Below are 23,528 nucleotides of genomic sequence, written 5' to 3'. Positions count from 1 at the left end.
TGATCAGATAATGAAAGATCCACAGCACCAGTTGGGGAGGACTGAGTAACCATGTCGATAGCATTTGAACCTGCAAGTTCCTTACGAAACTGCTTAACCCATTCACCAACAGTTTTTACCCGCTTAATGTTAAATAGCTCTGCTGCCTCCAGGTAAGATAAACCCTTATCCAGAACAGTCCTTGCTACATGCATCTTAAAAGTTGGACTCCATACCCACCGCTTGCCGTGTTTTTTAATGAACCTTTCCATAAAATTGACAGTTTGTCTGTAAACTTTTTCTGGAACGAGACAACGATCCAAAATTTGGGGGTGGGAAAGCCAGAAAGGTTGAAAAGTAATTATCAATTATCCAACTATACCAGGGAAAGGACTTTATTTGATAGTAAAAGCTTTTTGGGCGCCTGAAACTCTGCAAAGCATTTATATGGAGGATAGGAGTTATAGGAAAAATGGTACACTCCATATTTATGCCTTTACTAAACAGCAAAAGCGGCATTTAGCCGCTTTTTGTTATAGTTTTTTATTTTAATAGATTAACCCATTGCGTGTTGTCCTAATCTTTCCACTTTGCCCAGGCCATCATTCATGGTCCTGTAAGCATCTTTTGCACTGTTTTCAATTGTCTTTTGATCTGAATTACGGTTTCTCAGGTATAAGATCACACCTGCTGTTGCTGCTCCAACGGCAGTTGCCGCCATTAATATCTTTTTCATACGCTTTAATTTGGGATAAGGTGTACAATTCATGTACCAGCCTTTAAAAAATAATAAAGGCCTGTAAGCCAGGCCTTTATTGAAGATGTATCAATAATTTACTTACCAGCCACCACCGGCACCGCCGCCACCACCACCGCCACCGCCAAATCCTCCAAATCCTCCTCCTCCAAAGCCGCCGCCACCGCCGCCGCCAAAGCCACCACCTCCAAATCCACCGGGGAAAATGATTGGCCCGCCAAGTCCTCTGTATCCACGCCTGGACATAAATCCTCCGCCACGATTACTGCCACCACCAAAAATATTGAAAATGAAAATGAGAATAATAATAGCAAGAATGATTTTACCAATGCTAATACCGGAACCTTTGCCCCTGTTGTTGTAGCCTTCGGGAGCTTTATATTCACCTGCTGCAGCCTTAAATATGGAGGTAGTAGCGTTATCAAAACCCCGGTAATAATTACTCTCCCGGAAATTGGGAAGGATGTCCTGGTCTATTATGGACTGTGCCGTAATGTCAGGGATTACCCCTTCCATGCCGTAACCGGTAGCGATCCAAATTTTACGGTCGGCTATTGCGGCCAGTATAACAATGCCATTATCTTTTTCTTTATTACCAACTCCCCATTTTCTTAATATCCCCAATGCCACATCATCAATAGCATAGTCGTTAGTGGACTGAATGGTTACGACAGCGATCTGGTTTGATGTACTGTCATCATAAGCCACCAGTTTTCTTTCAAGTGCATCCACCTGTTCGGGAGTCAGCACATGTGCAAAGTCGTTAACCAGCTTTGGAGGGTTGGGCCGTTCCGGAATAATCTTATCTATCTGCGCAAATGCATTGACGCAAAGGATAAGAGATATAATCAGTAGTAGTTTCTTCATTCTTTACCTGCCAAAAACAATTTCATCGGGCAGTTCATTTTTATCGGTGTCCTTATTATAGGGGAAATACTGTTGTAAAGCCTGGCCAAGGTCTTCTACGGCCAGGCTAATACCTTCGGCAAGCTGTTCATGTTTGAATCGATGCAGCATTTTCAGCACTTCTGATTGCCAGTATTGGTCACCAACTTTCTGGTGAATACCCTGGTCTCCAAAAATGGCTGCCTGCTTATCTTTTACCGCCACATAGATCAATGTGGCATTACGCTCATCTGTCTGGTCCATTTCAAGCTTGAAGAAGATCTCCTTTGCCCTGTCCAATGCATCCATAAACCGGCATTTCGATTCTATGAATACACGAACTTCTCCACTTGTATTTTGTTCCGCCTTTTTGATGGCAGCTACAAGCCGTTGCTTTTCTTCTTCAGTGAAAAACTCCTTTTTCTTTTGCCAGGGTAATCTCACTACTTTTTGGTTGAATCGAAGTTTGTGGATGGAGCTTTTTGCTGATCACCAAAATCTACATTTGGCGCACGCTCTGAACCTGCATCTGCAGTGAAACCAGTACGCGGTTTAAAGCCCATAATACCTGCAAATATGTTGGTTGGGAAAGAACGCACCTTTGTATTGTACGTTTGTACAGCATCGTTAAAATCATTACGTGATACCTTGATGCGGTTCTCCGTTCCTTCCAGTTGTGTCTGAAGATTTCTGAAGGCATCATTGGCGCGGAGATTTGGGTATTGCTCCACTGTTACAAGCAGCCTGCTTAATGAACCAGAAAGTTGGGTCTGTGCCTGCTGAAACTTTTGGATGTTTTCATCCGTCAGGTTATCAGGATTGATCTGCATAGATGTAGCCCTTGCTCTTGCATTGATCACATCATTCAATGTTCCGCGTTCGAAATTAGCTTCCCCTTTTACAGTATTAACCAGGTTAGGAATTAAATCTGCGCGACGCTGGTAATCACTTTGCACTTTGTTCCATGCATTTTTTACTGTTTCATCCTGGCCTACCAGGTTATTATAACTGCCGCATCCTGCAAAGACGAGGACAACAACCAGTATTAAAACGATCCAAATGACCGGGCTTGTTCTTCTCATGTTGTAAAAATTTAAATTTAAGTTAGTTTAAAACTATAGATGAGTTCAATCAAATTATGCACCATATTCAAATAGTGCTATTATGACATCATTTCATTGCGGCTATACCTGGCAGTTCCTTCCCTTCAAAATATTCAAGCATGGCACCCCCACCTGTAGATACATAGCTTACTTTATCAGCAAAACCAAACTGGTTTACTGCTGATACACTATCTCCACCACCTACCAGGGTAAAAGCACCTTTTTCAGTAGCATCTGCCACTGCCTGGGCCACGCACCTGGTACCATGCTGAAATTTCTCCATTTCAAATACGCCCATTGGACCATTCCACAACACTGTTTTAGAATCGTGTATCACCTTTGTGAACATATCGCAAGCCAATGCGCCAATATCAAGACCCATCCATCCATCCGGGATAGTATTGCTCAAAGCGGAAGAAATTTCCGCATCCGCTGCAAACTTATCGGCAATGATAGAATCAGAGGGCAGATGAATGTTCACACCTTTATCTGCTGCTTTCTTTAATAATTCTGATGCTGTATCTACCCTGTCTTCTTCTACAAGTGATTTTCCTACCTGCCCACCCATAGCCTTAAAAAATGTATAGGCCATTCCACCACCGATGATGATATCAGTAGCTCTGTCCAATAAATTCTCAATAATCAGGATCTTATCAGAAACCTTGGCACCGCCAATAATAGCAGTAAATGGCTTCTCGGAACTATGCAACACTTTTTCGGCACTGGCTACTTCACTGTTCATCAGCAGGCCAAACATTTTATTTTCCGGCGGGAAGAATTTAGCGATGATTGCTGTGGAAGCATGTGCCCTGTGGGCTGTTCCAAATGCGTCATTCACATATACATCTCCCAGTTTGGATAGTTTTTCAGCAAAGGCCTCATCACCCTTTTCTTCCTGCTTGTAAAAGCGCAGGTTCTCCAGCAAGAGCACTTCCCCGGGCTTCAGCGCCTGTGATTTCTGAATAGCTTCCTCTCCAATGCAATCATTGGCAAACTGCACATCTGTACCAAGCAGTTCACTCAAATGCTTTACCAGGTGCTTTAATGAATATTTTTCAGAAGGACCATCTTTTGGCCTTCCGAAATGCGACATGAGTATAACGCTTCCTCCATCGGAAAGCACTTTTTTAATGGTAGGCACCGCAGCCTTCATCCTGTTATCATCTGTGATATTAAAATTTTCATCAAGGGGTACATTAAAGTCAACCCTGATCAATGCCTTTTTCCCTGAGAAATTATAATCTTGAAACTTGCTCATGAATCTTATGTTTTGGAAATATGCTTAAAGTTAAATGCAAAATGAATGGCAAACAGCCTTACCTGGTCTCATTTAAAACTTCAACTTAAAAAAGTTTCGTCTGGCAATAAAAAAACCCCGAACAATCAGTCGGGGTTTTGCTGTAAGTAGTTATTATTTTTTGATAAGCGTAGCGAAGTAATGAACGGTACGCACCAATTGAGATACATAGCTCATTTCATTATCATACCAGCTAACTGCACGAACCAATTGTGTATCTCCAACTGTCTGCACTTTTGTTTGAGTGGCATCGAACAAACTACCATAGGTGATTCCAATGATATCACTGCTTACGATCTCATCAGTTGTATAACCAAAGCTTTCGTTGGAAGCTGCTTTCATAGCCGCATTCACTTCTTCTACCGTGGTTTTTTTACCCAGGATAACAGTCAATTCAGTTAAAGAACCTGTAAGTGTTGGTACACGTTGGGCTGATCCATCCAGTTTACCTTTCAGGCTTGGCAATACCAGGCCTATAGCCTTGGCAGCACCTGTACTGTTTGGAACAATGTTCTGGGCAGCAGCTCTAGCCCTGCGCAGGTCACCTTTTGGATGTGGGGCATCCTGTGTATTCTGATCGTTGGTATAGGCATGCACCGTTGTCATCAAGCCGTTTACGATGCCATAAGTATCTTCTAAAACCTTGGCCACTGGTGCCAGGCAATTAGTGGTACATGAAGCGCAGCTGATAATTGTTTCACTGCCATCTAAAATGTCATGGTTTACATTGAAAACGATCGTTTTCAGGTCGCCAGTGGCAGGAGCAGAAATTACCACCTTTTTAGCACCTGCAGTAATGTGGGCTTCAGCCTTAGCTTTATCTGTAAAGAAACCAGTGCATTCCAATACAACATCTACCTGGTGGCTACCCCATGGAATTTGTGCAGGGTCTTTCTGGGCATATATCTTGATCTCATTACCATTAACGATAATGGAGTTATCAGTAGAAGTAACTTCCTGGCCAAAGCGACCTTGTGCAGAATCATATTTTAATAAATGCGCTAATACTTTAGGGCTGGTCAAATCATTGATGGCTACTACATCAATTCCTTCCATATTATAAATCTGGCGGAAAACCAGGCGGCCAATCCTACCAAATCCATTAATGGCAACTTTAACAGTACTCATATTTCTTTGTTTAAATATTTAAAATGCGGGGCGAAGTTAAAGAAGTTTACGGTTTTCGCTATGACGATTCTCAACCCGGGGGCTGCCCAGCCTCATTTCTAATTGTTTAGGGATGGTCTATTAGTCAGTTACTGGTTCACCAACCAACCGGGCTTTTGTATGCCGGTGTTCGACTATTTTTTTATATAGGGGAATGTTGATAGCATTTTCGCTTTTTGCAATAACCACCGTAGCTACTGTATTGCCAATCATATTGGTAATGGCCCTGGCCTCGCTCATAAAACGGTCAACCCCTATCAATAATGCCAGTCCTTCTATAGGAAGAACTTTCATGGCCGTAAGTGTGGAGGTTAGTACCAGGAACCCGCTGCCAGTGACACCTGCAGCACCTTTACTGGTAATAATCAATATGCCTATTATGGTAAGTTCCTGCCCAATAGACAGCGGAATATGGAATGCTTGCGCTATGAATATTACAGACATGCTAAGGTAAATGGTGGTACCATCCAGGTTGAAACTATACCCGGTTGGAATAAGCAATCCTACTACCCCTTCATCACAACCGGCTACTTCCAGCTTCTGTATCAGGTTGGGAAGTACAGATTCGCTGCTGCTGGAACCCAGCACAATCAGTATTTCTGCTTTAATGTATCCAAGCAATTTCCAAAGGCTGAAACCATAATATTTTGCAATGGCATTAAGAACTATAAAAACGAAAAGGAAAGAAGTGAGGTAAAAGGTAGCCATCAACTTACCCAACACGGCCAGGCTGCCAAATCCAAATTTACCAATGGTATAGGCCATGCCGCCAAAGGCGCCGATAGGACTCAGCTTCATGATGATCCTGAGTATATTGAACAGCACCTTATTGATCTTTTCGAAGGTCAACACAATGCCCTGTCCGGGGCCTCCCAGTTGCTTCAAACCAACACTGAATAATATAGCGAAGAACAATACCTGGATGATATCACCTTTGGCAAAGGCATCAACTATATTGGCTGGAACTATATGCGAAATAAAGTCGCCCCAGTTCATGGCTGCAGCATCGGCTGAATATTTGGAAATATCAGCAGGTGGAATGTTTTCAGCAGCAATGCCTGCCCCGGGCTTCACCAGGTTGGCAACAACCAGCCCTATGATAAGAGCAATAGTGGTTACTACTTCAAAATAGACAAGGGCCTTAATACCTACCCGGCCCACTTTTTTAAGATCGCCTGCCCCTGCGATGCCAGCAACAACCGTAAAGAAGATTACGGGTGCAATGACCATCCTGATCATATTGATAAAGGTGTCGCTGATCAACTTTGCAGCAGGTGCAAAGGAAGGAATACTATAACCAACGATAATGCCGGCAATGATACCAATAAGGACCTGGAAGTAAAGTGAACGCAGGTATTTCATGCGGATCAATATTAAGGATTTTCAAGGGGATAGCGTAAGAGAAATAATGAATCAGGAGTGATTACTTCTATAAGAATAAAACCACAAGAATAACATTTACTTTATTAGAAGTACAAACGGAATAGACAATTACTATACCTATTCAACTTAAGCTAACATGCAAATAGATTTATGTTGAGATATACCTGGCACCTGCCTTACATTAGGATTTTTCAATAAAAATGAAAATGTGGAATTCTGAGTGCTGTTTTTCTAAATAGAATTCAGATAAAAGACATTCTTGTATTACACGAAATAAAAAACCCACGCTTATGGCGTGGGAGTAAATGTTTGTACCGCGTACGGGATTCGAACCCGTATCACCACCGTGAAAGGGTGGTGTCCTAACCCTTAGACGAACGCGGCTCGTTTTTGGGAGTGCAAAGATAGGACTGAGGGTATTTGCATCCAAAATATTTTTCAATAAAAATCCCGCTTACCAAATCCATGGCAAGCGGGATGAATTTCATAGGAATAATACTTTAATTCTTCGCAATATCAAACTTGCGGAAAATGCTTTTTACACCATTTTGTATTTCCTTACTGGTAAGGTTTCTACTGTTCACTTCATCTGTGGTCCATCCCTGCCAGATCGTCTTATCTGTCTTAGCGTCGATCAACCTGAGGGTAATAGTTCCTTCTTTCACCTGTTGCTGGTCATTGTCATAGCCCATGAACTGGGAAGGATAATAAACAGCTACATACCTGCGGGAATAAGGATTGTAATAATAGCGGGTATAAGGTTGAGAGTAAACAGGGTTATTTTGTTCTTTTATGCCTCTCTCCACCAGTATGTCGTATGTTAATAAAACATCTGGCTTTTTAGATTCCTTCCAACCTGTCTTCGCCATTTCATTGTTAACAGCCTCTTTTATGATCCTTTCTATAAGGTCTGATACTTTAACAGATGAATCACTTTTAGATTCTTTTGTGTCTACCCACGCATAGGAATGGTAATTATTGAAGTTGACAGTTTTGTCCTTTTCAACGTGGGCTACACTGGCACAGCCTGCCAGGAGCAGACCTGAAAGCGCAGCTACGCTTAAAAGCTTCATGAATTTCATAGATAGTTCTCCTTGTTTTTTTATACTATATAGACGTCAAAAACTATGCATGTATTATAAAGGAGATGTGAAAGTTTTAAGCCGAAATAGGGTTTCAATCTCAGGTAAGACCAACTTCGAAATGGCGTTCAGGTATTTCTACATCCTGGAAACCTTTTTTTACCAATCGGGCTTTAAAGGGCACCTGCACATCATATTCACCATGAACAAGGAAAAGCTTTTGCACATGAGACGGATCCTGGCAGGCAAGCCATTGGGAAAGGTCTTCATAATCACCATGAGCACTCATGCTTTTTATAGAACCGATCTCGGCATGTACTTCGTGCTGTACTCCAAAGATCCCTACTTCTTTACCACCGGCCATTAATCGTCCCCCTAATGAATTTGGTTCGCAATAACCAGTAAGGAGAATAGCATTATGAGAGTTTTCAATATTGTTACTAATATGATGCTTTACTCTACCTGCCTCGGCCATGCCACTGGCAGAAATGATCACACAAGGTTCATTACGATAATTCAGCAACTTGGATTCATCAACAGATTTTATATAGTGAAGCCCATTGAACATAAAAGGATCACTATCGCTTTGCATTACCCGCTGAATGTTTTTATTGAAATAGGAAGAATAATTTTTAATAAGGTCCGTCACCGCCATGCTTAAAGGACTATCCAGGAAATAATCCAATTTCGGAAGGCGGTTTTCCAACTCCAGCTGGTTCAAGGCATAAAGGATCTCCTGTGTTCTGCCAAGGCTAAATGCGGGAATGATCAGCTTTCCTCTTTTTTCGATACAGGTGCGCTCTATCCATGAAAGCAACATGTCAACAGATGTATGTACATCCTCATGCAAACTATTACCATAAGTGGATTCCATGATAATAAAATCTGCCTGCGGAAAGGTCTGTGGTGATTTTAAGATCACATCGCGGTAACGACCTACATCACCACTAAAGGTCAATTGTTTGGTGATACCATTTTCTGTAATGCGCACATGTACACAGGTACTTCCAATAATATGGCCGGCATCAGTGAACATAGCTTCTACCCCATCTAAAACCGGGAACCATTCCCCATAATTTTTTTCCTGGAAAAATGATAAGCAATTCTTTGCATCCTCCACCGTGTATAAAGGCTGTTGAAAGGGCGTTCCCTGTGCCTGGCTTCCTTTATTATGGTATTTGGCATCATTCTCCTGGATCTCCGCAGAATCTTCCAATAAAAGCGCAGCTAATTGCCTGGTAGCATCGGTACAGTATATTTTACCTGCAAATCCCTCCTTTACCAGCTTAGGGATCAATCCTGAATGATCTATATGCGCATGCGAAAGGATCATGGCTGTAACCTCGGAAGAATTAAATCCAAACTTCCGGTTAAGGGCATCTGTGTCTTTGCCCATACCCTGGAACATACCACAGTCTAATAAAAGCTTTTGACCATTTTTTAAAGTAATCAAATGTTTAGAACCAGTTACTGTTCTTGCCGCGCCGTGAAATGCGATCTTCATATAGTCAATTTAAAGGATGATGTATAAAAATAACAAAATGATGCCATCTCCTTTGGCCATTAGATATGCTTGCTCTTGAATGACCAGGTGATCCAGAATTCGCTTATCAACTCTTTATTTTCATTATACCCTGAGGAAAGGATACGAATTGTCCGGCCTTCATTTGTAGCAATAGCCTCGTTGACTGCATTCATGATCTCTATTCCGCTATTACAAACAAAATGGGTGAGCCCTGAAGCTTTTTTATAAAACCTGGCTTCCAGGCCCACTACCAGCATAGATACTGCCGGGGATCTTTTATAAGTATTGGCCATGGCAAGGATGCCTGTGCTCATTTCTGCTGCCATGGCAAGGCAGGCAAAATAAATGGAGCGAAAGGGATTTTGAGAAAACCATTTATAGGGCACCGTAACTATACATACATTGTCCGAAAGCTCTTGTACCCTCAGCCCGGAAAAGGATGCTGCAGGAAGTTTTTTAAAAAGGAACAACTTAAACTTCAATGGATTGTTGATCAAAGCAAAAAATGCAGCCCTGGAAGAAGCGGCAGCATTCTGTTTGTTATTCATTTCTTAAAGATATTACTCTTTATAATGGAGGGCACAAAATGAAACATGGGAAAGATCATTTGCTAATTCTATGATAACTACTATCCATCAAAGATGCCTATGCATCCATAATCCAAATTATTTCGTCATTTTTGGAAGTAATAAAAATAAAGAATGAAAAAAGTATTAGTAGGTGCCTGTATTATGCTTTCGTTAAACAGCTTTTCACAGAAAGTATCAGGCAAGCTTAATTTTCCTAAAAGCCAGAAACTTGAAATGGTGACTGAAACCAATAAAACAGCTACCATGGAACTTATGGGTCAATCTATGGAATCTACTGTTAACTCCACCATGACCGAGGTATTTGATATTTCAGGTACAGACGGCAAAGGAGCAAACATTGAACATAAAGTAAAACACCTGGTGTTTACTGCTAATGGCATGGGAAACTCACAAAGCTTTGATTCTGAAAAAGAAGATGACCGTAAAGGTGAGATGGGGAAGATTATGGAGAAAAGCCTGAAGAATAAATATACTATGTCTGTGGATCCTTCAGGAAAAATAACTGCTATTAAACTGGATGATGACAACCCCAATGGTACAAAGAATGAGAAGACAGATGCTATGGCGGAACTAGCTTCCACCCAGTTGGGAGTGACTTTAGGATTACCTAAACCTGGAGATGCCAGCATTTTTAAAATATTGCCTGATAAAGAAATTACAACCGGAGACTTCTGGACAGACAGTTCATCTGCCAACGGCCAGAAAAGAAGAACAGTATATACTGTAAAAAGCATTACGGATCAAGAAGTAACACTTGACTATACTGAGGATATCAATGTAAATACTACTCAGGAGATCATGGGCACCCAGGCCAGCATCAAATCAGATGACAAGGTAACAGGCCAGGTGATTATTGACAGGGCAACAGGCCTTTTGAAACAAAAGACCGCTACCATGAATACCAATGCTACAATGGAAGCCCAGGGAATGACCATCCCGTCAACAGGGAAAACAACTATTACTGTGACGGTAAAACCGGCATAAATAATTTACCAATAAAAAAAGAGCCCGTTTGAATGAACGGGCTCTTTTTTTATAATACCTCAAGCTGATTCTTGAGCAAATCTTCAAATTCATCACGTTTACGTATCAATAGGGCTTCACCATCCTTTACTAATACTTCAGCAGGTTTAAGGCGGGAATTAAAGTTGGAGGACATTTCAAATCCATAAGCGCCTGCATTATAGAACACCAGGTAATCTCCCTCTCTGACTTCATTCAGCTTTCTGTCCCAGGCAAAAGTATCTGTCTCACAAATGTTGCCCACCACTGTATATATACGTGGATTGCCAAAAGGATTGCTGATATTTTCTATCATATGATAGGCCTCATACATCATAGGACGTATCAGGTGGTTGAAACCGCTGTTGACCCCCACAAATACTGTGGCTGTTGTTTGCTTAATGACATTGCATTTGGTAATGAAATAACCGGCTTCACTCACTAAAAATTTTCCGGGCTCAAACCATACTTCAAGCTGGCGACCTTTTTCTTTGGTATATTTCACAAAGGCCTCACCCACTTTTGCCCCGAGGTCAAAAACATCAGTGCGTACATCGTCTTCATGGTAAGGAACCTTAAACCCGCTACCCAGGTCAACAAATTTGAGATCCGGGAAATGCTCTGCCACCTCGAACATCACTTCCAGCCCCGCCAGGAAAACATTTACATCTTTAATATCGCTGCCGGTATGCATATGGATGCCGGTAACATGCAAACCTGTAGTTTTTATGATACGCTCTATATGACGCATCTGGTGAACAGAGATGCCAAACTTTGAATCAATATGGCCGGTAGACATTTTATAATGACCGCCGCCCATGATATGTGGATTGAAACGAATGCAGATAGGATAACTACCACCGAATTTATTTCCAAATTGCTCAAGTATGGATATATTATCAATATTCAGGTTTACACCCAACTCCTTACCTGCTTCTATTTCTGCAAAATCAACACAATTGGGTGTGAACAATATTCTTTCAGGTGTAAAGCCGGCTTTTAATCCCAGCTTTACTTCATTGATACTTACACAGTCAAGGCCTGCACCCAGGCTTTCAACATACTTTAGAATGTTGATATTGGTAAGTGCTTTACAGGCATAAAAAAAACGGGCATGGGTATCAGAGAAAGCCTTTTCCAGCGTTTGATATTGGTCCTTTATTTTTTCTGCGTGGTAAACATACAAAGGGGTACCAAACTTTTCGGCCAGCTCAACTAACTGGGTATGTGTTAAACTATGGGTCATGATTAAGCCTTACAAATATTAGCAGTAATAAAAAACGCCTGATGAAAGATCAATTCTTTTCTTCCTCTTCACCGTCCACAGAGGGATCATCTTCAGGATTTGATTCATCTCCTGTTGCCTGATCAGCAACATCTGGGGTTGATTCGTCTGAGGATTCCTCAGTAGCTACTTCCTCTTGTACAATTTCTTCGGTTTCTTCCTCATCCCCTTCTATAAAAACTTCATCAGCAATATATTCTTCAATAGCCTCCTCTGTCGGTATGTCTTCAGTTGGCTGATCTCCCTCATCATTTGAAATTTCGCCTTCTTGTGAAAAACTGTGACCATTTAGCTGGCCTACTTCAAGTTCTTCGGCTTCCTGATCTATGGCAGGAATTACCAGTTCGCCATCTTCTGTAACAACAAGGTTTTCGCTTGTCTCAAAATCTGTATGGTGTACAATGGTGGGTTGCACAACCTGATCGGCCAGGACTTCTTTTATTTTAGGAAGATCTTCAGGGGAATTGATACCAAAATAATCCATGAAGTTCTTTGACGTAGCATAGACCAGTGGATGGCCAGGAAGCTTTTCATTTCTACCGGTGATCACAATCAGCTCTTTTTCCAAAAGCTTTTGAACCGCATAATCACTGCTTACACCGCGAATGGCTTCAATTTCTCCCTTAGTTACGGGCTGTTTATAAGCCACTATTGCTAAAGTTTCAAGAGCTGCAGCTGATAATCGCTTTAGAAATTTCTCTCCATTAAGCTGGGCAACGGTCTTATGATAATCCTTTTTAGTAAGGAACTGCCATCCACCCCCACTTTGCCTTACTTCAAAGGGATAGAATTCTGAATTGTACTTTTCCACTATTCCTTCAAGGGAAGCATCCACCTGTTCCACTTCAATTTTATCTTCCATAAAACCAAAGGCCTGGTTAACCAGGTCAGTGATCTCGGCCGGAGTTAGCGGCTTATCGCTTGCAAAAATTAAAGCTTCAATATGGGGTATAAGATTGGAAATTTCCATTTTATAGATGTGCATTTGAAGTAAGCAATTATGCAAAGTTCATTCGCATACCTGCAAACCAATTTCTAACCTTGTAAAGCGGCCGCTCCACTTACAATCTCGGTCAATTCAGTTGTAATGGCAGCTTGCCTGGCGCGGTTATATGAAATTTTAAGCGATCGAAGCAATTCATTTGCGTTTTCACTTGCCTTATCCATGGCGGTCATACGAGCACCATGTTCAGAAGCATTTGCATCTAAAACAGCTTTATATAACTGTGTATTCAGGATCTTCGGCATTAATTCCGCAATCAATTCTTCTTTATTCGGATCGAATATGAAATCGGCCTTTGTGGACTTTGCAATATTACCTGAGCTGGCAACTTTGGGAATGGGCAGGAATTGTTCGGAAACAAAACGCTGGGTTGCAGCATTCTTAAATTCACTATATACAATCTCGACTTTATCAAATTCCTTGTTCAGGTAAGCCTTCACAGCAGCCTGCGAGGCTTTTTGAACCTGGTCAAAAGTTAGGTTCAGGAATATATCCTTATAGGTATCGCTAACAGTAAAATTGTTCTTGGCAAAATGCTCATAGCCTTTTTTACCAATGCTCCAAATTGTTACTCCGCCTTTTGATTGAAGGGTAGGATACTTTTCGCGAATCAATTGTTTAGCCAGTTTAATAACATTGGCATTGTATGCTCCCGCCAATCCACGGTCTGAGGTAATAACGATCAATAGTAGTTTCTCCACTGGCCTTTCAACTGCCAGGGAATTACCCGATTCCACTTCAGTATTGCTCACAATATTGCTGAGCATTTCCTGCAGCTTTTTGGCGTAAGGACGCATCTGGATAATGGCATCCTGGGCCCTGCGCAATTTTGCTGCACTCACCATTTTCATTGCCTTGGTTATCTGTTGGGTGCTTTGTACTGATTTGATGCGGTTACGTACTTCTTTTAACTGACCAGCCATATCTTATATATAGTTACTTTATTGTTTGATCCTGTTATTAGTGCTATCCTTACTATTAACCATTATGTAAACTTTCCTTCCCCTTCCTATCTTTCGGCCCGCAAAAGTACGTTGCCGGGCTATAAATTCCATAAAACAGGCCGAAAATAGCCGAACTGATTCGTTAAAGGCTTAAAAAGCCCTGTTTGCCATTAGTTTGCGAGGTTTTGAGGGGATTAGTTTTGTCCTTTCTGAAACAAATTATGCGGATCAGAAAAAAGGGTTTTGTTTAGTTTAATAATTCAAACTCCTTCCTTAAAGTGAAGCTCATCCAAATTTTACCATTCTTATTTAAATTTTCTTGCTCGCGGGTAATTTCCATGCTTATTGGTCCGGGTGTTAATTCCTTTAGCATATTCTCTGTTATATTCAAAATTCCGTCTTCTACGGTAACCATTTCATTGAAATCATTGGATTCAAAAGACGTATCAACCATAGATAACCTGACAACTGAGGCTTTTTTAGGGAAATTTTCAAGCTTTAATTGACTTTTACCCTTTTTGAACGATAATGGCCAACCGGGTGCGGCGTGAAAGGCCTGGAACTCAAACTGGATTTCATTGGAATGGTTGCCATGGCCTGAAAATACTACCTCATGCCGGCCATTAAAACCCTGGAGGGGCCTTCTAACATCGTAATAAGGTCCAGATAAATTAGCACTATCTAGTTTCATCGACACCTTGTCAAGTTCAACCCGGGTTTTCTCTCCTGGAAATACAACCGGTCCATTAATACCTCCGGCATGATATTGAAACATACAACTAACACTATCATTGCCTTCCTCACCCCATATTCTTAAACTGTAAAATATTGCCCCCCCTGAACCAGGACTTTCAACCTTTTTTTCAGGATTGGTACAACTGCTATAGAGAATGATGATTATGAACAAAAGCAAGTATCCTGATTTCCTCATTTAATCCCCTGGTTTATTATATGAAGACTGAAAAGTACGCTAAACCAGTAATAAAAGTTTTGGCTTTGTTAACCTGGTAAAGAGCACTGCAAATTGAATTATCTTTGACGGCTCTGTCAAAATGGCTTCTAAACTATATTAGCACTCTTTTTGACAAAAATAATTCTCTGTTTTGCAGAGACTTATCTTTAGTTATAGTCGATAATTGAAATATCTATACAATTTATGATCGGTTTTTTATCTAAAATGTTCGGTGGCAGCAAGTCGGAAAAAGACGTTAAACTCATTCTGCCATTGGTAACAAAAGTTAACCAGGCCTTTGATTCCCTGAAATCTATAAGCAATGATGAATTACGAAATAAAACGAATGAGTTTCGCCAACGCATCAAGGATCACCTTAAAGCAATAGATGAGCAAATAGCTGATACCAATAAAAGAGCTGAAGAACTTCCCTTTACTGACCTGGTTGGCAAGGATACCATTTACCAGGAAGTAGACAAGCTAAAGAAAGAAAGGGATCAGAAAATAGAAGAAGTTCTAAAGGACCTGTTACCTGAGGCTTTCGCTGTAGTTAAGGAAACTGCACGCAGGTTTAAAGAAAATACTGAAATAGAATCCGGCGTCACTGAACTGGATAGGCAACTAAGTGTAACCAGGGATTATATCAACATCAATGGTGATAAGGTTACCTATAAAAATACATGGACAGCAGGTGGTGGACAGATCACCTGGAATATGGTTCACTATGATGTGCAGCTAATTGGTGGTGCTGTATTGCACCAGGGCAAGATAGCGGAGATGGCAACAGGTGAGGGTAAAACATTGGTGTCCACTTTACCTGCCTACCTGAATGCACTGGCGGGTGAAGGTGTTCACATTGTAACTGTCAATGATTACCTGGCTCGCCGTGACAGTGAGTGGAATGGACCCATATTCGAATGGTTAGGTCTGAGAGTGGACTGTATAGACAAACATCAACCTAATAGTGAAGAACGCAGGAATGCTTACCTGGCAGACATTACCTATGGTACCAATAACGAATTTGGTTTTGATTACTTAAGGGATAACATGGTGCATACACCAGAAGAAATGGTGCAACGCAAACACCATTATGCCATGGTGGACGAGGTGGATAGTGTATTGATCGATGATGCACGTACTCCATTGATCATTTCGGGCCCGGTGCCTAAAGGTGATGATCAGCAATACCATATATTAAAGCCAAGGGTGCAGCAATTGGTAGAAGCCCAGGAAAGAATTGTAAGGCAAAACCTTAATGAAGCCAAAAAGAAATTCTCTGAAGGAGATGATGATCCCAAGAGTGGTGGATTGTTCCTTTTCCGTGCTTACAGGGGATTACCAAAATATGGTCCATTGATCAAGTTCCTGAGTGAGCCTGGCATTAAGGTGAAAATGCAGAAAGCGGAGAACTTTTACCTGGCCGATCAACAACGCAACATGCATATTGTTGATGAAGAACTGCTCTTCCAGATTGATGAGAAAAATAAATCAGTAGATCTTACTGATAAAGGAATTGGAGCTATTACCAAAGCTGGGGAAGATCCTGAATTCTTTGTTTTACCTGATATTGGTGTTCGATTGAGTGAAATAGAGGAAAGTGATCTTCCTGCCGATGAAAAGCTGCATCAGAAAGAAGCCATTCTAAATGAATACTCCCAAAAAGCTGACCGCATACATTCTGTTCAGCAACTTTTAAAGTCTTATACTTTATTTGACAAAGACGTAGAATATGTGGTGATAGAAGGCCAGGTGAAGATCGTTGACGAACAAACTGGCCGTATTATGGAAGGCAGAAGGTATAGTGATGGTTTGCACCAGGCTATTGAGGCAAAGGAAAATGTGAAGATCGAAGCGGCCACTCAAACCTATGCTACCGTAACGTTGCAAAACTACTTCCGTATGTATCATAAACTTGCCGGTATGACCGGTACTGCGGAAACGGAAGCGGCAGAATTGTGGAGCATCTACAAACTGGATGTGGTAACCATCCCAACCAATATTCCTGTTATCAGGAAGGATGAACAGGACCTGGTTTATAAAACCAAGAGAGAGAAGTTTAAATCAGTTATTGACGAAATAGAACAATTGAGGAATGCGGGCCGTCCCGTGCTGGTTGGTACAACATCTGTGGAGGTAAGTGAATTGCTTAGCAGGATGCTTACCGCCAAGAAGATCCCTCACAATGTATTGAACGCTAAACAACATGCCCGTGAAGCACAGGTGGTTGCGGAAGCAGGTTTAGCCGGAGCCATTACCATTGCCACCAACATGGCTGGTCGTGGTACGGATATTAAGCTTGGGCCAGGCGTGAAAGAAGCAGGTGGTTTGGCTATCATTGGTACTGAGCGTCATGAGTCACGCCGTGTTGACCGCCAGTTGCGTGGTCGTGCAGGCCGCCAGGGAGACCCTGGAACTTCACAGTTCTATGTTTCTTTGGAAGATGACCTGATGCGTATGTTTGGTAGTGAACGTATCGCAGGCTTAATGGATAAGTTTGGATACAAGGAGGGTGAGGTGATCCAGCACAGCATGATCACTAAATCTATTGAGAGAGCGCAACGTAAGGTAGAAGAAAACAACTTCGGTATACGTAAACGCCTGCTTGAATACGATGATGTGATGAACATGCAGCGTAACGCTATCTACCTGAAGCGTAACCACGCTTTATTTGGTGATCGTTTGGCATTGGATATTGATAATGCATTTTCTGTAACCGCAGAAGATCTTGTAAGCAGCAACCGTGAACAGGACGATTATGAAGGGTTTAAACTTTCTTGCATAGTAAACTTCGGACTGGATACAAAGATTACCCACGAAGAGTTCAAGAGCAATGATGTTAACAGCCTTACAGATCATTTATATAATGAGGCTATTGAAGCTTACCAGGAACATAAGGAAGGCATAAGGAAACAGGCAGTACCCGTATTTAAAAATATACGCCAGTCGCAAGGTCAACATATTGAAAATGTAGTGGTTCCTTTTACTGATGGTAAAAAAGGCATTAATGTTTTAACCAATCTTGACAAAACTGTATCAACAGATGGTGAAGAATTGTGCAGTGCAATGGAACGAAACATTACATTGGCCATTATTGACGATGCCTGGAAAGAACATCTTAGAGCTATGGATGATCTGAAGCAAAGTGTGCAAACAGTGTACCTGGAGCAAAAGGATCCATTGGTTATTTATAAAGTGGAAGCTTACAACCTGTTCAAGCGTATGAGCAGCGAAGTAAATCGTGATATTGTTTCTTTCTTATGCCATGCACAATTACCCATACAGGAAGAAGCGCCTAATCTAAGAGAAGGCAGGCAGCAGAAAACCGACATGAGTAAGATGACTGCCAATAAAGAACAGATAGATGCCGCAGGCAGTGATTATGGCGCTAATGAAAATGATTATTTTGATCCTTCAGGTGATGTGGCAGTGAAGCAGGAACCCATCAAAGTGGGTCCAAAGATTGGACGTAATGACCCATGCCCTTGTGGAAGTGGAAAGAAGTATAAGAACTGCCATGGCAAAGAAGCTTAAGGAATAGCATATTTTATAAATAAGAAAGCCCCGCAATGCGGGGCTTTCTTATTTAGATCCATTTTCACTTCCAGAAAAAAATTCAGAATGATGCGAAGTGTTTAGGTCGATGTACCAGATAAAATCGATATTTCCTTTTCACTAAAATATTTATTTACTTAGTTATTAATTAACCCAAAGAAATTCTTCTTTTCTACTACTAAAATTGACAGTACAATTCGAGGAAGATGAAACTAAAACCATTTAACAAATCAAAATATCTTTTCCTTTCCTTGTTGGGAATTGTTGCTTTTATCTTATGTATTCCAAATTTAATTGTAGCCATTAATCAAAATAACCTTCCAAGAATTTTATTACAGATAGGTATGCTTGGGCTATGGGTATTTTGGACAATTACATATGTAAAGGTTTACAAACAAAAAGTGTAACTAAAAACGAGTTGGCTTTTATGAGCCTTCATAATAAAAGACAAACTATCACAATGCAAAGACAATTATATATCTGCAACAACAATTAGCATTACAAGTGTCTTAAAATAAAAATGCCCCACTTTCGTGAGGCATTTTCTTTAGAAATCTTTCAAACCATACTTTCTTTTATACCGTTCATTTAATTGCTTATGCTTATCCGTCAGGTCTATTTTACGGCCCTGGATAAATGCATCAGTCACCTGGCTTGTTCTCATATCCAGGATATCACCCTCGCTGATAATGATGTTGGCATCTTTACCTACTTCAATACTACCGGTCTTGTCCGATACGCCTAATATTTTGGCGGCATTAAGGGTAATGGCCTGCAATGCTTCTTCCTTGCTGAGACCATACGCAGCAGTAGTGCCCGCATTGAATGGCAAATTCCTTCCCCTTGTTTGTCCATCTTCATCTGAAATGGCAAACAAAACACCTGCCTTATGCAATGCAGCTGCTGTTTTATATGGCTGGTCCACATCATCATCATTTAAAGTAGGAAGGCTATGTGGTGTATCTAAAATTACAGCTACATTATTTTGCTTTAGCAGATCAGCAATTTGCCAGCTATCGCTTCCACCTACTATTACCACATCGAAGTCGAATTCCTTTACAAAATCCAGGGCAACAAGCATTTGCTTTACTGTATTTGCATGTACATATAACTTTTGCTTTTTGTCAAATAAGTGCTGTACGGATTCAAACTTCAAATTGGTATTGGTATGAGAAGATTGATTATAATACGCTTTTGCTTCACGGAAAAAATCCTTTAACCCATCCACTTTTTGCAATCCTTCCTTAACCGGATCTTCGTCTGGTTGCTGTGGACCAGCACCCCGAACACGCCTGGGACGCGCCAATAGTGAAGGCATGTATACATGCAAACCACCATCGGTTTTATAGGCTGCATCTTCATAGTTCCATGCATCCAGTTGAACAACAGAAGATTGACCGGCAACAAAGCTTCCTTCCGGAACTACATTAGCTAATAAGATCCCATTGGACCTGAGGGTATTGATAACTTTTGAATCTGTGTTATACGCAACAATACTGTGAATATTCGGGTTCATTTCACCTAACTCCTGCACATCATTAGAAGCGCGAACTGCTCCTATTTCTACAAGACCTAAATTAGTAATTGGAAGGATCAGCCCCGGATACACTTGTTTTCCCTGTGCATTTACCTGGGTAGAACCGGGAGGAATGGAAATGTTATTTCCAACAGCAGCAATTTTACCATCAGTTATAATAATAGTTGCGTTATTCAATACCTGTCCATTTCCAACGTGTACAGTAGCGTTTGTAATGACAGTAGTACCCACCTGTCTTGGCGCCGGGTAAACTGTCTCCTGCCCATTGACAGAGAGAGAAAATAATATTGTTATATAAATAAGTATCTTTTTCATTTGTTATTATTTGAGTACTTCAGGTTATTATGAGTATTTCAATAGTTTAATGCAATTGATGATTAATCCCCGGCTTCACTGGCATCGATTACCAATAGGCCATGGCTATGCATATGTTCAGAACAGGAATGCATGATCTCATAACTGGGTATGGCCTGCTGAACAGGAGCGCCACTTCTTTTCTCCCCTATCATTTTCTTTACCAGCCTGCTTCTTTCCGCATCAACCAGTTTTTGCATTTGCTCATCCTTCAACCTGTCGAAATAAATGGTTCCATCAACAATAGTATAATCTGGCCTGGCATAAATACTTAATGGATTATCGGTCCATACAACGATATCTCCGTCTTTGCCAACTTTAAGGCTACCCACCTTATCTTCTACATGAAGCATTTTAGCAGGATTCAATGTAACCATCTTTAAAGCTTCTTCCTCCGAAACACCTCCGTATTTTACAATCTTGGCAGCTTCCTGGTTCAATCGCCTTGCCATTTCTGCATCATCTGAATTGATGGCTACGTTCAGACCCACCCTGCTCATGATGGCAGCATTATAAGGTATAGCATCCTGCACTTCCATTTTATAAGCCCACCAGTCGGAAAAGGTGGAAGCATTAGCTCCATGTGCCTTCATTTTATCAGCAACCTTATAACCTTCAAGGATATGGGTAAAGGTATTGACCTTATACCCCATTTTGTCCGCTACCCTCATCGCGCTGGTAATTTCACTTTGCACATACGAATGGCAGGTAATGAACCGCTTGTTATTTAGTATCTCTACCAGTGCATCCAGTTCCAGGTCTTTCCTTGGAGCGGTCATTCCTTTCTTATTCCTGGCTGACTCATATTCCTTCCAGGATCTTTCATAATCTTTAGCCCTGGTAAAGGCATCAGTTAGTACTTCTTCCACACCCATTCTTGTATCAGGGAACCTGTTCTGCTGACCTGCATTGGCAGGAGATCTTTTTACATTCTCTCCCAGGGCAAACTTGATAAAAGGTGCGGAACCTTTGAACTTCAGGTCTTCATCATTAGCGCCCCATCTTAATTTGATCAATTGCGTTTGACCACCAATGGTATTAGCCGAGCCATGAAGAATATGTGAAGTGGTAACTCCCCCACTCAATTGCCTGTATATATTAATATCATCAGGATTCAGATTGTCTGCAATGCGCACTTCAGATGTAACGCTTTGCCCGCCTTCATTGATAGAAGAGGCTGCGATATGTGAATGTTCATCAATTATCCCCGGTGTGACATGCTTTCCTGTCCCATCAATTATGCGGGCATCATTAGCCTGCAAATTCTTACCCACAGCTGCTATCTTACCATTACGGATCAATACATCTGTATTTTGAAGTACACCATCTTTTTCATTGGTCCATACAGTAGCATTTTTCACTAGTATGGTTTCCTGCCTGGGAGCCTGTCCTTCTTCCCAGCCAAAAGGCAAAAATGGGTAGGTCACCTTACCTAATGCACCCGAAGGACGCTTCCTGGCACTGTCAACTTTCTCAGCAAGGGCCCCGGAATAAGATGCCGTCCATGTAAACCTGTTGCCTGAGCTATCTTCTCCTGTACCTGACCATTGGGTACCATTCACCATGCCACTTAAACGAAGATTATTATCAAGCCTTCTTTCAGGAGCTACATTAATACGTACCTGGCGGCCATCGAAATAAAATTTAGATGTGACGGTGTCTTTACCTATAAGGCTTGCACTGGAGGGCGATTTAAAGTCAAGCGTGTAATTCACCGGCCCGTTTACAGTATTTAAAACAAGTTTATACTTCCCACGCATTTCATCATAGATATCATCCTTAACCCCATATTTCTTTCCACGTATCCAGTTCTGAATGATCTGTGTCTTTTCATTGAAAACAGGCCCGGAAGTAATTATAAAATTTGCCAGTTTGCCAGCATCCAGGCTTCCTACCTGGCTGTAAACACCTAAAGCAGTGGCAGGAGTTTTAGTTAGCGCATTCAAAGCTTCCTGCTCCGATAGTCCATATTGAAAAGCCAGCTTCAGATTGGCTGTAAATTGCTTCATGTCACGCAGATCGGAAGTAGTAAGGCAAAAGGGAATACCTGCTTTTTCAAGAGCCGCCGGGTTGGTTGGGGCCAGTTCCCAGTGTTTCATATCACTAACCGAAACAAACCTGGCATCATTTGGATCTTCAACATCCATAGCCTGAGGGAAATTTAGTGAAATGATATAGGTTGCATTCGTAGCTTTCACTTCTTTGATGCGCTGGTATTCATTGCCGCCGCCTTTAATTATATATTGAACACCAAATTCATCCCCTATCCTGTCAGCCCTAAGGTCATTCCATTTGTCTCCGGCATCGAAAATTTGTGGTAAAGATTGATTATCTAACCAGGCCTGGAGGCTAAGGTTCAAACCCTCACCTGGTGGCTTCTGCTTATACCATTGTGCATCAAGGTAAGTTTGTCTTAAAAGTGCTATCATTCCCATCATCGAGCCTGGATAGCTTTGTGTGGAAGTACCTTTATTGAAGGAATAATTTGCAGAAGCTTTTTCTTTGATGATGGAAAAGTTCTCATTATCATTTGCAAGGGTAACTAATGCGCCGGTACCACGAGCTATTCCATCCTTTATGTGGGTGAGTACTGTTCCAAAACCAAGCTCTCTAAGGCTGTTGGCTTTAGCTTCATCCTTAGCAAAAGACCGGTAGGCATCCACTTCACTTTTAATAGCCTGGTTCCAGCCATAAGCTCCCTTGGTAGCAGAATTGAACTGGGTGGGACCAAAAAAATTAAATCCACCAGTGCCAGGTTGTGGTACTGGCATACCATAATCTGTATAAATATCAATAAAGGAAGGATATATATATCTTCCCTTACAATCAATAGTTACTGCATCCTTTGGGATTGCAATGTCCTTTCCTATTGCTTTAATCACTCCATCTTTTATTACCATTGTAGCGGAGGAAAGAGTGGTAGCTGCGTCCTTTACAATAGTTGCATTGGTAAAAACATAATAACCGCTTCGTTCATCAGCTACACCATTTACAGGAAAACTGGTCTGTGCATGCACTACAAAACCTATTAATAATGTGCATGACAGTAAAAAGCATTGTGCTTTTCTCATCTTGGATAAAATTTAAATTACTTTGTTGTGGATAAGTTCAAAGGTTCTAAAAATAAATAC

Annotated in this window: 18 protein-coding genes, 1 tRNA gene and 1 pseudogene; 2 read left to right on the top strand and 18 right to left on the bottom strand. The window is 41.3% G+C overall.

The genetic code is table 11. The features are described 5' to 3' along the window. From BUA53_RS18810 to BUA53_RS18750, 12 genes and pseudogenes are all read right to left on the bottom strand, one after another. Positions 1 to 251: pseudogene (locus BUA53_RS18810) on the bottom strand (hypothetical protein); the annotation flags it as partial. Positions 252 to 535: 284 nt separating this feature from the next. Continuing rightward, a complete protein-coding gene (locus tag BUA53_RS18800; protein WP_139256494.1) occupies positions 536 to 715 on the bottom strand; it encodes a hypothetical protein in 180 nt (59 codons plus the stop codon). 102 nt (positions 716 to 817) lie between these two features. Continuing rightward, positions 818 to 1,603: a TPM domain-containing protein gene (locus tag BUA53_RS18795; protein WP_072836942.1), complete on the bottom strand. Its 786-nt coding sequence runs from the start codon at positions 1,601 to 1,603 to the stop codon at positions 818 to 820. 3 nt (positions 1,604 to 1,606) lie between these two features. Beyond that, positions 1,607 to 2,065 (bottom strand): TPM domain-containing protein, encoded by a 459-nt coding sequence (locus BUA53_RS18790; protein WP_072836941.1) that lies wholly within the window; start codon positions 2,063 to 2,065, stop codon positions 1,607 to 1,609. Then, positions 2,065 to 2,703 carry a LemA family protein gene (locus BUA53_RS18785; RefSeq protein ID WP_072836940.1) on the bottom strand — a complete coding sequence of 213 codons (639 nt, stop codon included), beginning with the start codon at positions 2,701 to 2,703 and terminating at the stop codon, positions 2,065 to 2,067. The genes BUA53_RS18790 and BUA53_RS18785 overlap by 1 nt, the downstream gene beginning before the upstream one ends. Positions 2,704 to 2,791: 88 nt before the next feature. Next, positions 2,792 to 3,982: a phosphoglycerate kinase gene (locus BUA53_RS18780; RefSeq protein WP_072836939.1), complete on the bottom strand. Its 1,191-nt coding sequence runs from the start codon at positions 3,980 to 3,982 to the stop codon at positions 2,792 to 2,794. 153 nt (positions 3,983 to 4,135) lie between these two features. Further along, a complete protein-coding gene (gene gap / locus BUA53_RS18775) occupies positions 4,136 to 5,149 on the bottom strand; it encodes a type I glyceraldehyde-3-phosphate dehydrogenase (RefSeq protein ID WP_072836938.1) in 1,014 nt (337 codons plus the stop codon). A 120-nt stretch (positions 5,150 to 5,269) separates the two neighbouring features. Then, entirely contained in the window at positions 5,270 to 6,550 is a 1,281-nt protein-coding gene (gene dctA, locus BUA53_RS18770) for a C4-dicarboxylate transporter DctA (RefSeq protein WP_072836937.1), read from the bottom strand. Positions 6,551 to 6,883: 333 nt separating this feature from the next. Then, a tRNA-Glu gene (locus BUA53_RS18765) sits at positions 6,884 to 6,955 on the bottom strand. 116 nt (positions 6,956 to 7,071) lie between these two features. Next, positions 7,072 to 7,653 (bottom strand): DUF4136 domain-containing protein, encoded by a 582-nt coding sequence (locus BUA53_RS18760; protein WP_072836936.1) that lies wholly within the window; start codon positions 7,651 to 7,653, stop codon positions 7,072 to 7,074. A gap of 100 nt (positions 7,654 to 7,753) precedes the next feature. Beyond that, positions 7,754 to 9,157: an MBL fold metallo-hydrolase gene (locus tag BUA53_RS18755; protein WP_072836935.1), complete on the bottom strand. Its 1,404-nt coding sequence runs from the start codon at positions 9,155 to 9,157 to the stop codon at positions 7,754 to 7,756. A 59-nt stretch (positions 9,158 to 9,216) separates the two neighbouring features. Further along, on the bottom strand, positions 9,217 to 9,726 hold the full coding sequence (locus BUA53_RS18750) for a DUF4442 domain-containing protein (protein ID WP_072836934.1): 510 nt from the start codon (positions 9,724 to 9,726) through the stop codon (positions 9,217 to 9,219). A 153-nt stretch (positions 9,727 to 9,879) separates the two neighbouring features. Between BUA53_RS18750 and BUA53_RS18745 the strand changes: the two genes are divergently transcribed. Further along, complete coding sequence (locus BUA53_RS18745; RefSeq protein ID WP_072836933.1) at positions 9,880 to 10,752, top strand: DUF6263 family protein; 873 nt, start codon at positions 9,880 to 9,882, stop codon at positions 10,750 to 10,752. Between the two features lie 49 nt (positions 10,753 to 10,801). Here the strand turns inward: BUA53_RS18745 and lysA are convergent, their stop codons facing one another. From lysA to BUA53_RS18725, 4 genes are all read right to left on the bottom strand, one after another. Continuing rightward, on the bottom strand, positions 10,802 to 12,016 hold the full coding sequence (gene lysA / locus BUA53_RS18740) for a diaminopimelate decarboxylase (protein ID WP_072836932.1): 1,215 nt from the start codon (positions 12,014 to 12,016) through the stop codon (positions 10,802 to 10,804). A gap of 49 nt (positions 12,017 to 12,065) precedes the next feature. Beyond that, a complete protein-coding gene (scpB, locus tag BUA53_RS18735) occupies positions 12,066 to 13,025 on the bottom strand; it encodes an SMC-Scp complex subunit ScpB (protein ID WP_084080277.1) in 960 nt (319 codons plus the stop codon). Positions 13,026 to 13,090: 65 nt separating this feature from the next. Next, positions 13,091 to 13,981, bottom strand: coding sequence for an ATP synthase F1 subunit gamma (atpG, locus tag BUA53_RS18730; RefSeq protein ID WP_072836931.1), 891 nt, complete (start codon positions 13,979 to 13,981; stop codon positions 13,091 to 13,093). Between the two features lie 268 nt (positions 13,982 to 14,249). Further along, entirely contained in the window at positions 14,250 to 14,915 is a 666-nt protein-coding gene (locus tag BUA53_RS18725; RefSeq protein WP_139256493.1) for a hypothetical protein, read from the bottom strand. Positions 14,916 to 15,158: 243 nt separating this feature from the next. Here BUA53_RS18725 and secA point away from each other — a divergent pair, with 243 nt between their 5' ends. Continuing rightward, positions 15,159 to 18,485: a preprotein translocase subunit SecA gene (gene secA / locus BUA53_RS18720; protein WP_072836929.1), complete on the top strand. Its 3,327-nt coding sequence runs from the start codon at positions 15,159 to 15,161 to the stop codon at positions 18,483 to 18,485. Between the two features lie 568 nt (positions 18,486 to 19,053). Here secA and BUA53_RS18710 read toward each other — a convergent pair. After that, a complete protein-coding gene (locus tag BUA53_RS18710; RefSeq protein WP_072836927.1) occupies positions 19,054 to 20,358 on the bottom strand; it encodes an amidohydrolase family protein in 1,305 nt (434 codons plus the stop codon). Positions 20,359 to 20,420: 62 nt separating this feature from the next. After that, positions 20,421 to 23,468, bottom strand: a complete 3,048-nt coding sequence (locus BUA53_RS18705; protein WP_072836926.1) for an amidohydrolase family protein — start codon at positions 23,466 to 23,468, stop codon at positions 20,421 to 20,423. Positions 23,469 to 23,528 lie beyond the last annotated feature (60 nt).

Origin of the sequence: Flavisolibacter ginsengisoli DSM 18119 (assembly GCF_900129295.1) — a bacterium.
Lineage (GTDB): Bacteria > Bacteroidota > Bacteroidia > Chitinophagales > Chitinophagaceae > Flavisolibacter > Flavisolibacter ginsengisoli.
Note: the sequence above shows the minus strand (reverse complement) of the source record. Positions and strands in the feature narration are given on the sequence as shown.

What these genes read in the sequence shown, in the direction of transcription:
- BUA53_RS18800 (WP_139256494.1), bottom strand. Translation starts at nt 715, where the DNA reads ATGAAAAAGATATTAATGGCGGCAACTGCCGTTGGAGCAGCAACAGCA.
- BUA53_RS18795 (WP_072836942.1), bottom strand. Translation starts at nt 1,603, where the DNA reads ATGAAGAAACTACTACTGATTATATCTCTTATCCTTTGCGTCAATGCA.
- BUA53_RS18785 (WP_072836940.1), bottom strand. Translation starts at nt 2,703, where the DNA reads ATGAGAAGAACAAGCCCGGTCATTTGGATCGTTTTAATACTGGTTGTT.
- BUA53_RS18780 (WP_072836939.1), bottom strand. Translation starts at nt 3,982, where the DNA reads ATGAGCAAGTTTCAAGATTATAATTTCTCAGGGAAAAAGGCATTGATC.
- gap (WP_072836938.1), bottom strand. Translation starts at nt 5,149, where the DNA reads ATGAGTACTGTTAAAGTTGCCATTAATGGATTTGGTAGGATTGGCCGC.
- dctA (WP_072836937.1), bottom strand. Translation starts at nt 6,550, where the DNA reads ATGAAATACCTGCGTTCACTTTACTTCCAGGTCCTTATTGGTATCATT.
- BUA53_RS18760 (WP_072836936.1), bottom strand. Translation starts at nt 7,653, where the DNA reads ATGAAATTCATGAAGCTTTTAAGCGTAGCTGCGCTTTCAGGTCTGCTC.
- BUA53_RS18755 (WP_072836935.1), bottom strand. Translation starts at nt 9,157, where the DNA reads ATGAAGATCGCATTTCACGGCGCGGCAAGAACAGTAACTGGTTCTAAA.
- BUA53_RS18750 (WP_072836934.1), bottom strand. Translation starts at nt 9,726, where the DNA reads ATGAATAACAAACAGAATGCTGCCGCTTCTTCCAGGGCTGCATTTTTT.
- BUA53_RS18745 (WP_072836933.1), top strand. Translation starts at nt 9,880, where the DNA reads ATGAAAAAAGTATTAGTAGGTGCCTGTATTATGCTTTCGTTAAACAGC.
- lysA (WP_072836932.1), bottom strand. Translation starts at nt 12,016, where the DNA reads ATGACCCATAGTTTAACACATACCCAGTTAGTTGAGCTGGCCGAAAAG.
- scpB (WP_084080277.1), bottom strand. Translation starts at nt 13,025, where the DNA reads ATGGAAATTTCCAATCTTATACCCCATATTGAAGCTTTAATTTTTGCA.
- atpG (WP_072836931.1), bottom strand. Translation starts at nt 13,981, where the DNA reads ATGGCTGGTCAGTTAAAAGAAGTACGTAACCGCATCAAATCAGTACAA.
- secA (WP_072836929.1), top strand. Translation starts at nt 15,159, where the DNA reads ATGATCGGTTTTTTATCTAAAATGTTCGGTGGCAGCAAGTCGGAAAAA.
- BUA53_RS18710 (WP_072836927.1), bottom strand. Translation starts at nt 20,358, where the DNA reads ATGAAAAAGATACTTATTTATATAACAATATTATTTTCTCTCTCTGTC.
- BUA53_RS18705 (WP_072836926.1), bottom strand. Translation starts at nt 23,468, where the DNA reads ATGAGAAAAGCACAATGCTTTTTACTGTCATGCACATTATTAATAGGT.